The sequence below is a fragment of the Xanthomonas maliensis genome (genome assembly GCF_009192945.1).
GTDB lineage: Bacteria > Pseudomonadota > Gammaproteobacteria > Xanthomonadales > Xanthomonadaceae > Xanthomonas > Xanthomonas maliensis.
In genome coordinates, this window is the sequence record NZ_NSET01000027.1 from 43,455 (window position 1) to 53,444 (window position 9,990).

Annotated in this window: 7 protein-coding genes and 1 riboswitch; of the genes, 3 read left to right on the plus strand and 4 right to left on the minus strand. The window is 66.9% G+C overall.

All coding sequences use genetic code 11. From position 1 onward, the window contains the following. The first annotated feature begins 177 nt into the window (after positions 1-177). Positions 178-3,618: a hybrid sensor histidine kinase/response regulator gene (locus CKY51_RS09475; protein ID WP_022971222.1), complete on the plus strand. Its 3,441-nt coding sequence runs from the start codon at positions 178-180 to the stop codon at positions 3,616-3,618. 51 nt (positions 3,619-3,669) lie between these two features. Here the strand turns inward: CKY51_RS09475 and CKY51_RS09480 are convergent, their stop codons facing one another. From CKY51_RS09480 to CKY51_RS09495, 4 genes are all read right to left on the minus strand, one after another. Then, the gene (locus CKY51_RS09480) at positions 3,670-4,248 is read right to left on the minus strand and encodes a manganese efflux pump MntP (protein ID WP_022971223.1); all 579 of its coding nucleotides are present in this window, start codon (positions 4,246-4,248) and stop codon (positions 3,670-3,672) included. Between the two features lie 9 nt (positions 4,249-4,257). Further along, positions 4,258-4,419: riboswitch (yybP-ykoY riboswitch) on the minus strand. Positions 4,420-4,498: 79 nt separating this feature from the next. Then, positions 4,499-6,043: a S41 family peptidase gene (locus CKY51_RS09485; RefSeq protein ID WP_052172170.1), complete on the minus strand. Its 1,545-nt coding sequence runs from the start codon at positions 6,041-6,043 to the stop codon at positions 4,499-4,501. An 80-nt stretch (positions 6,044-6,123) separates the two neighbouring features. Then, positions 6,124-7,251: a helix-turn-helix domain-containing protein gene (locus CKY51_RS09490; protein WP_031338789.1), complete on the minus strand. Its 1,128-nt coding sequence runs from the start codon at positions 7,249-7,251 to the stop codon at positions 6,124-6,126. Between the two features lie 111 nt (positions 7,252-7,362). Further along, a complete protein-coding gene (locus CKY51_RS09495) occupies positions 7,363-8,112 on the minus strand; it encodes an IclR family transcriptional regulator (RefSeq protein ID WP_022971226.1) in 750 nt (249 codons plus the stop codon). 181 nt (positions 8,113-8,293) lie between these two features. Between CKY51_RS09495 and fucP the strand changes: the two genes are divergently transcribed. Beyond that, complete coding sequence (gene fucP, locus CKY51_RS09500; protein WP_022971227.1) at positions 8,294-9,586, plus strand: L-fucose:H+ symporter permease; 1,293 nt, start codon at positions 8,294-8,296, stop codon at positions 9,584-9,586. A gap of 2 nt (positions 9,587-9,588) precedes the next feature. After that, positions 9,589-9,948 carry an L-fucose mutarotase gene (locus CKY51_RS09505; RefSeq protein WP_022971228.1) on the plus strand — a complete coding sequence of 120 codons (360 nt, stop codon included), beginning with the start codon at positions 9,589-9,591 and terminating at the stop codon, positions 9,946-9,948. Positions 9,949-9,990: the final 42 nt, after the last annotated feature.

Sequence of the window (9,990 nt, forward strand, 5' to 3'; positions counted from 1 at the left end):
GCGTGGCGGGCGTCATCGATCGCCATGGCCCGCCTGGCACGTCGGACAAGGCGTGGGTCAGGCGCATTGGCCGAACGCCGAACGATCCGTGCCACTGCTCCTGCCGGCAGACGCAATCGCCCCTTGCCAGCCACCACTGCGTAAACTCCCGGTTGGTCTGACCGCCAAGGAACACCGTTGGTTTCGAGCTGGATCCTGCTGCTGGTGTCGCTGGGCTACGCCGCGCTGTTGTTCGGGGTGGCCTGGTGGGGCGACCGGCGTCCGTTGTATCCGGAGCGGCCGTGGTTGCGGCCGGCCGTCTACAGCCTGGCCCTGGCGGTGTATTGCTCGTCGTGGACCTTCTATGGCGCGGTCGGTTCGGCGGTGCGCAATGGCCTGGGCTATCTGCCGATCTATCTGGGGCCGCTGCTGTTGCTGCTGTTCGGTTGGCGCATCATCGAGCGGTTGGCGTTGATCGCCCGGGCCGAGAACACCGTGTCCATCGCCGACTTCATCTCCTCGCGCTATGGCCGTTCGCGACGCCTGGCCGCGCTGGTGGCGGTGATTGCGTTGGTGGGCATCGTTCCCTACCTGGCGTTGCAGTACAAGGCGGTGGCGATGAGCCTGGAGGTGCTGACCGGGCATGCCAGCGCAGGCCGCGGGGTGTTGGCCGATCCGGCCTTGTACGTGGCCTTGCTGATGGCGCTGTTCGCCACCCTGTTCGGCACGCGTCAGGTGGATGCCACCGAGCATCACCACGGCATGATGCTGGCCATCGCGCTGGAATCTGTGATCAAGTTGGTGGCGATCGTGGCGGTGGGCATGTTCGCCTGGTCGTGGTTGGCCAAGCAGCCGTTGCAGATCGTCGACTCGGCACGCGCGCTGTTCGTGCATACCCCCTCGGTCGGCTTCATCTCCCAGACCCTGCTCAGTTTCCTGGCGGTGATCTGCCTGCCACGGCAATTCCACGTGGCGGTGGTCGAATGCAGCGAGGTTGGCGACATTCGCCGCGCGCGCTGGCTGTTCGGCGCCTATCTGGTGGTGATTTCGGCGATGGTGATCCCGATCGCCTCGGCCGGCGTGGCGCTGTTCGGCAAGGGCAGTGCGGTCGCCGATGACACCATGGTGCTGGCGCTGCCGTTGAGCCAGGGCCAGAACGTGCTGGCCCTGGTCGCCTACGTGGGCGGCTTCTCGGCGGCCACCGGCATGGTGATCGTGGCCAGCATCGCGCTCGCCACGATGGTCAGCAACGACCTAGTGATGCCGGTGCTGCTGCGCCGGCGTGGCAGCGCGCAGGCGCGCGCGGCGGTGGCCTCGCGGGTGCTGTGGATCCGCCGCGTGGCCATCCTGCTGCTGGCGCTGATCGCTTACGGCTACCACCGCAGCGTGGCCGACGATGCCACGCTGGCCTCCTATGGGCTGATGGCCTTCGCGGCCGTGGCCCAGTTCGCGCCCGGGCTGATCGGCGGGCTGTACTGGCGCGGTGCCAGCCGCAAGGGCGTGGAGACCGGCATGGCGCTGGGTTTCCTGACCTGGATCTATACGCTGCTGTTGCCGGCGGCCACCCAGGCCGGATGGCTGGAGCCGTCCTGGCTGGTGGATGGGCCGTTCGGCATTGCCTGGCTGCAGCCGCAGCAGTTGTTCGGCATGAGCGGCTGGGATCCGCTCGCACACGGTACCTTCTGGTCGCTGCTGATCAACACCGGCGCGATGATGGTGGTGTCGGCGCGTCGACGTCCCGGGGTCGATGAGCGCTTGCGCGCCGCGCCCTTCCTCGATCCCTATGCGCAGCGCCCGGCGGTGGGAGGCGAATGGCCGGGGCATGTGCGGGTAGCCGATCTGCAGGCACTGGCCGAGCGGGTGGTTGGCGAACGCCACGCCCATCGCGCCTTCGCCGACCAGGCCCAGTTGCTGGAACGCGAACTGCAACCGACTGCGGTGGCCGATCGTGCGTGGGTGCAGTTCACCGAACGTCTGCTGGCGGCCACCATCGGTGCGGCCTCGGCACGCTTGGTGCTGACCAGCCTGTTGCGCGGCTCTGGCATGGAGCTGGGCGAAGTGGTGGCGGTGCTCGACGAGGCCGGCCAGGAGCTGCGCTTCAACCGCGAGATCCTGTCCACCACGCTGGAAAACATCAGCGCGGCGGTCAGCGTGGTCGATCCGGAGATGCGCTTGACTGCCTGGAACCGGCGTTACCAGCAATTGTTTGGTTACCCGGACGGCATGCTCTACGTCGGCCGCCCGGTGGCCGATCTGATCCGCTACAACGCCGAGCGCGGCGAGCTGGGCGAGGGCGATGTGGAGGACCAGATCGATCGCCGCATCCGCCATATGCGCGCCGGTTCGCCGCATGTGTTCGAGCGCACGCGCAGCGATGGCAAGGTGATCGAGATGCGCGGCCAGGCCTTGCCCGGCGGCGGCTACGTCACCAGCTACAACGACATCACCGACTACAAGCGCGCCGAGCGCGCGTTGCTGGACGCCAACGAGAACCTCGAACAGCGCGTCGCCGAACGCTCGCGCGAGGCCGAGCTGGCGCAGCAATCCAAGACCCGCTTCCTGGCCGCGATCAGCCACGATGTGCTGCAGCCGCTCAACGCTGCGCGACTGTTCGCCTCTGCGCTGCGCGAGCACCAGCACAACAGCGAGGAGCAACGTCACCTGGCCGAGCGCGTGGATGCCTCGTTGCGCGCGGCCGAGGAGCTGCTCGATGGCCTGCTCGACGTCTCGCGGCTGGATGCCGGTGGATTGCGCCCGACGGTGGAGGATCTGGACGTGAGTGCGTTGATGCATGAGCTGGCCGCGCAGTACACGCCGGTGGCGGCTGCCCGCGGCCTGCGGCTACAGCTGCATACCCGTCCGCTATGGGTGCGCAGCGATCGCCGCCTGCTGCGCCGGGTGATGCAGAACTTCCTGGCCAATGCGCTGCGCTACACCCGCCAGGGACGCATCGTCCTGGGTATGCGTGGCCGTGGCGCGCAGGTCGAGCTGCAGGTATGGGATACCGGTCCCGGGATTCCCGAACATCATCTGCGGCAGATCTTCGAAGAATTCCGTCGTTACCAGCAGCCGTTCGATTGGGGCGAGCAGGGACTGGGGTTGGGACTGTCGATCTGCCAGCGCATCTCGCGCCTGCTCGATCACGATTTGAACGTGCGCAGCCAGGTCGGCCGCGGTAGCATGTTCTCGATCCTGCTGCCGCGTGTATCGGCGGCCACCGTCGCAGCGCCCACCGCCAACGCACGCGCGCAAGCGGGCGACGATTCGCTGGCCGGCCTGCGAGTGCTGTGCGTGGATAACGATCGCGAGATTCTCGACGGCATGCGCGCCCTGCTCGGTCGCTGGCAGGTGGAGGTGATCACCGCCAGCACCGTCGATCAAGCGCTGGAACGCGCCAGGGAGCGACCGGACCTGATGCTGGTGGATTACCACCTGCACGATCGGCTGGATGGCCTGGACACGCTCGATGCCGTGCAGGCAGCCGCACCCTCGCCGATTCCTGGTGCCTTGTTGACCGCCGATGGACGTGACGAACTCAAGCAGTTGGCACGCGCGCGGGGCTATCGCCTGCTGACCAAGCCGGTCAAGCCGGCCTCGCTACGCGCGTTTCTGAGCGCCTATCACGACGCCAAGCGCTGACGGCGATTGCCGTCGGCATGCAGCGAGCCTCGCCGCGCTCGCTGGCGCCGCTCAGGCCGCGCCGCCCAGGTGTTCGTAGAGGATCACGCAGCCGATCAGCACCAGGATCACGCCGCCGAGGATTTCCGCCCGGCGGCCGATCAGCGCGCCGAGCGCGCGTCCCAGCATCACACCGGCGGTGACCATGGTCAGCGTGCACAGGCCTACCACCGCGGCCACGACGCCGATATGCACGTCCAGGAACGCCAGGCTGACCCCGACCGCCATGGCGTCGATGCTGGTGGCAAAACCAGTGGCCGCCAGGGCCAGCAGACCGTGGCGCTTGGCTGGCGGCGGCTCCTGCTCGGTCTCCGGTGCCTGCCGCAGACCGGCGATGATCATGTGCGCGCCGAGCGCGCCGAGCAGGACGAAGGCGATCCAATGATCGAAGGCGGCCAGATAGCTGGACGCCGCGCGCCCCAGCAGCCAGCCGATCACCGGCGTGATCGCCTCGATGGCTCCGAACACCAGCCCGGCGCGCAGTGCGTCGCGCCAGCGCGGTTTGCGCATCGCAGCGCCCTTGCCGATCGCTGCGGCGAAGGCATCGGTGGACATCGCAAAACCGATCAACAGGATGGATAACGGAGACATCGACACTCCCGGGTTGGGCGTAGGCAACGGCATGCGCCCGCGCCAACCATCGTCGTGCACGCATGCCGCTGGTCTCGCCAAACCCGATCTGGTTGTCCGCGCCACGGCGCATCGGCCGAGTATGTTGACGCGGACGCTTCCGGTGACGGAAGCCGGCTACTCCCCAAGGGGCGCGCAGTGTAGCAACGGAAGATCGCATTTGGACGCGCGCGAACGCACGCGAAGGTCGGTCTGATCTTTATAGCCTTGGCTATGCGGGCGGGTCCGGGTGTGGCTGCGGTTGGATTGCATCACCGCGCTGCAGCGCGCGAACCGCCTCGATATCCGCATCGCGGCCGTGTTGTAGATCCTGCGCGGTGAGCTGGACCGACACGTCGGGCAACACGCCGCGATCTGGCTGTGGGCTGGTCGGAAACTGCCCGACCAAGGGCACGTCCACTTCGATCTGTGAGTGTGGCAGGTGCAGAAAAAAGAACGCGCTGCCATTGGTGCCGCGCAGGTTGCCACCGGTTGGCCGGCCGACCAGGGTGGCCAATCCGGCGTATTGCACCTGCTGTGCGAACGCGAAGGTCGCCGAGCTGTTTTCCGGGCCGATCAATACAAACACCTTGCCCGTGTAGCGCGGCGTGCGCGTGGGCACACTGGCTGGAACATCGGCGTCGGGTGTGGGCGTTAGGCTGTAGAAACGCGCATCGTAGGCAACCGCGCGCGTGCCCCAGTCGCGAAAGGAGGTGTCCCAGGTGGTGACATACGGCGCCAGTGCATCGGGCAACCGCCGGTAGCGCACCAGTGCGCGCATCGGCGGCAGCGCGTTTTCGCTTGCGGGCAGATAGCCCAGCAGGACGCTGCCCACATCCAGCCCCCCTTCGTTGCCGCGTAGATCGATCACCAGTGCGGGAATCTCGCGTTCGCTTAGTGTGGCAAAACTGCGTGCCAGAAAGGCCTGCCAGTCCCAGTTGCTGCGGTACACGGCCCAGGTGGGCATCCGTAGCACGCCCAGGTCCGGGTCCGACAGGTCCAGATGCCATGCCGGTGACGCACTGTCGGCGCCACGCGATGATGCCAGCGCGCTGCGTTGTGCCGCGCCGATCCGGTGGACCCGCAGTTCTTGCTCAGGCGTGGCCCCGGGCCCGCGCACCCGCAGCAGCGGGCTGGCCGACAACTGCGGAAACAGCAGTGGCAGGTAGACATCGAACGCCTCGACCGGTGCGAAGCCTTGTACCTCCATCTGTGCGATGCGCTTGCCATCATTGCTTCCGTCGGCACGTGCCACCGTCATCAGCGCCGCCAGGATCTGGGAGGCGGCAATGCCATCGATCGTCAGCACTTCCGTACCGGGCAGCAGGGCGGGCTGGTCGGAGTCGTTCTGGCTGATGATCATCCGGCCCTGCAACCAGCGGAACCGAAAGGGCAAGGATAGGTCGTCGTCGAACAAGGCGTGCCGGACCGGCTCGGGTTGATTGACGAAATTCGGAAAGCTATGGCCGCAGCGCACGCTGGCGGTCAGGCGCGAGATGGCCAGATAGGCCTGGCCGAGCGTGGCGCCATGTGCCAGCTCGGCACGCAGCGCGGCGAAGCGTTGCGCGACCTGCCGTTCGCTCGCATAGCGGTACAGGCCCGGGTGCAGTCCCTCGTAGGCCTGTTGCAGCACATCGATATCGGCCAGCAGCGCCGGGCCGGCGAGGCGACTGTCCCTGGTCAACGGCGGCGCTGGTGGGGCCGCCCACGCGACGCAGGTGGGCCACAGCAGCACGAACCACAACAGCACCGGGTGAGGGCGGATACGAGGGCGCATGGCAACTCCTGGGCAAGAGTCGCCAGCGTCGCCGGCTGCATCGCAGCGGGCGACTCAACTGGCCAATTGCTGGGCGATATTCACGATGTGCGACGTTGCGCGCGCCGGTAGTCGCTGGGTGTGCAACCGACGTGCGCACGAAACACCCGGTTGAAGCTGGCCTTGGAGCCGAAGCCCACTGCCAGCGCGATGGCGAGAATGTCCCGGTCGCCAGTCAGCAGACGCTGTGCTTCGGCAATGCGCAGCGCGTTGATGAAGGCGCTGAAGGTCTGTCCCAGCCCCTCATTGAGCGCACGCGACAGGTAATTGCTGTTGGTACCGATGCGGCGCGCCAGCGCGGCCAGGCTGAGGTCGGGCTCGCGCCACCAGCCGTGCGCGCTGACCTCGGCAGCCACGCGCTGCCCCAGCGCCTGCCAATCCTTCTCCGCGGCCGCAGGCGGTGGGGCGACAGCCGCTGCCGGGTCGGCCGCAGGGGTTGGTACATCCAGCACCTGCGGCGCATCGCGGCGCGGGTAGTGCGTGCGGGCGTGTCGCCAGCCTTCCAGTCCCAGGTAGTAGACCAGGGCAACGGTGGCCAGATAGCGCGGAAACTCGTCGAAATAGGACAGGCGATGCCACAGGCGGTCGCTGGCGGTGAAGCCCAGCCGCAATGCCACCAGCAACGAGGCAGCCAGCAAAAAGCCGCGCAGCCAGGGCAACCGCAGTTCCTCGCGCGCGCCGCTGTGATGCTCCAGCCAGCGTTGATAGGCCAAATAGTCGCGCCAGGCCAGCAGCAAATACAGCGCTAGCGAGGCCAGCACCAAGGCATCTTGCAGCGGGGCGACCCAGGGCAGATGGACGGTGGCGGTCCAGGCCCACTTGCGTTGCAGCGGCCAAGTGAACAGCCAGGTGTAGTAAGCCCCTTGCAACAGCGCCGGCAGCAGATGCAGCGCCCAGCGCGGTGGCAGCTGCTGGCGTGCCAGTTGGCGCACGTAGAGCCATATCAGCGGCCCGATGGCCAGTTCCCAGAACAGCGGGGCGTAGGTCAGGGTCGGGTAGGCATCGTAGGCGCCGGCATAGCCGAGCGTGTAAGGCGTGATCAGCGCCACCACGACCAACAGCAGTGCTGCCAGGCAGCGGTTGGCGGCGCGATTGACCGGCGTCAACAGCAACAGGCTCGCTCCGAGCACGCCATGTGCGCTACCAAGCAGCAGGATGGTGCTCCACATGCCGAACTTGAGACTGGACATGCCATCGCGCCTGATCGATCGCGCCGAGTATAGGGGCCACCGACGGCTCCCAGGCGCTTGCCAAGCGTGCGCGGCCCGGTTTGCGTGCGGCTAGTGCAGCCCGCTGGAGATCTCGGTGGTGGCCGCACACAGGGCTTGCAATGCCGCCTTGATGCCAACCAGCTCAGGGCGCCGCTCGATGAAGGGCACCGTGAGCGTGTAGGTGGCGCTGCCGCGTTGCAGGATTGGCGCGGTCAGATCGACCACGCCGACCACCGCTTCGCTGGGCTGCATGGCGTAGCCATCGCGACGCGCTTGTGCGGCGGCGGCCAGGAACTGCTCGCGCTCGAACGGCACCTCGCTGGCATCGAGCATGTCCAACCAGCGCGCCTGCACCTCCGGCTGCTGGAAGGCGAACAGCACCAGGCCGGAGCTGGAATGCGTCAACGGCCGACGATGCCCCGGCCGTACCACCAGGCCCAGGTCGCTGGGCATGTCCATCTGCGCGATCACCACGATCTGGTCGCCCGACGGCGCGACCAGATGGCAAGGTTGGTAGATCGCGTCGGACAACCGCCGCATCACCGGCAACGCCGCCTCGCTGATGTTCTGCACATGGGGCTGCTGCATGCCCAGCATGAACAAGCGATTGGTGAGCACATAGTTGCCATCGGTGTCGCGCAACAGATAGCCGCGTTCCTCCAGCACCTGCAGCATGCGGAAGATCTCGCCACGCGAACGCCCCACGCCCTGCGAAATCGCGCCCATGCTCATGCCGCCCCCCGTGCGGGCGAGCAGTTCGAGGATATCCAGCCCCTTGTCCAGAGCCGGAGCGCGATATTTGGTGGGAGCGGTGCTCATCCGTTGGCGGTCCGGCAGCGGGCGGTGGGCGCGCTAGCGTAACCGCCCAGCGGGCTGGGCGAACACGCTGACGCGCCGTGCAAATATAAACAAAGTTTTTATATTTGCATGCGGCGGTGCCGCGCAGTACGCTCGCCCGGCACAGACGCAAGCGCCACAGCCTTGGGAGGGGAGAGGCCGCATGCATTACAGCGACACCGCCGCGTCATCGCGCGGCAACCTGGCGCGTACCGCCCTGGTTCCCCTGTTGTTGATCGTCAGCCTGTTCTTCCTGTGGGGAATGGCCAACAACCTCAACGACATCCTGATCAAGCAGTTCAAGAAGGCGTTCGAGCTCAGCGACCTGCAGGCCGGATTGGTGCAGAGCGCCTTCTACCTGGGCTACTTCGTGTTCGCGATGCCGGCGGCGATGTTCATGCGTCGCTATAGCTACAAGGCCGCGGTGGTGCTGGGCTTGCTGCTGTATGCCGCGGGCGCGTTCCTGTTCTATCCGGCGGCGCAGGTGCATACCTACTGGCTGTTCCTGCTGGCGTTGTTCGTGATCGCCAGCGGGCTGGCGTTTCTGGAAACCACCGCCAATCCGCTGGTGACCGTGCTGGGCCCGGCCGACGGCGCGGCGCGGCGGCTGAATCTAGCGCAGGCGTTCAACCCACTGGGCTCGATCACCGGCGTGCTGGTCGGCCAGCATTTCATCTTCTCCGGGGTGGAACACACGCCTGCAGAGTTGGCGGCGATGGCGCCGGCGGCACGCGAGGCCTTCTTCGCCGCCGAATCGGCCGCCGTGCAGACGCCTTACCTGATCATCGGCGCGGTGGTGGTGCTGTGGGCGCTGCTGATCGGAGTGGTGCGCTTCCCCACTACCAACGACAGCGCCGACACTGCACCGCGGCGCGCACGCTTTGGCGAACTGCTGCGCACTCGCCGCTTCGTGTTTGCGGTGGTGGCGCAGTTTTTCTATGTGGGCGCCCAGGTCGGCATCTGGAGCTATCTGATCCGCTACCTGCAGGATGCGGTGCCCGGCACCCCGGAGAAGACCGCAGCCACCTACCTGACGATCTCGCTGGTGCTGTTCATGGCTGGTCGCTTTATCGGTACTGCGCTGTTGCGTTACCTCGCGCCGGCACGCCTGCTGGCCAGCTTTGCGACCATCAACCTGCTGCTGTGCGCGGTGGCGATCGCGTTGCCCGGCTGGACCGGGCTGTATGCGCTGGTGGCCGCGAGCCTGTTCATGTCGGTGATGTTCCCGACCATCTTCGCGCTGGGCCTGGACGGGTTGCATGACGATGCCCGCAAACTGGGCTCGTCGCTGCTGGTGATGGCGATCATTGGCGGCGCGCTGCTGACGGCGGTGATGGGCGCGGTGTCGGATGTCGCCGGGATTCATTGGGCGATGGCGGTGCCTGGCATCTGCTTTGCCGTCATTCTGCTGTTTGCGCTGCGCAACCGCAGCGCCGCCATTCCTGCGAGGGCTTGAGCATGCCGCGGCTGTGTTATGTGCTGGATCTACATGACGATGCGGCGCTGATCGCCGAATACGAGCGCTGGCATCGGGCCGATCAGGTCTGGCCGGAAGTGGTGGCCTCATTGCAGCAGGCCGGCATCCTGGAATTGGAGATCTTCCGCAGCGGCGACCGGCTGGTGATGCTGATGGAGGTGAGCGAGCACTACGACCCCGCCGCCAAAGCGGCGCGCGATGCAGCCGATCCGCGTATCCAGGCGTGGGAAGACTTGATGTGGCGGTTTCAAAAGCCGCTGCCGGGCAGCGCGCCAGGAGAGAAGTGGCGCGAGGCCGGGCGGATCTTTGCACTGAGCGAGGCGATCCAGGCGCAGCACTGAGCCTGGCCGGCCCTCATCCGCCCTGCGGGCACCTTCTCCCGC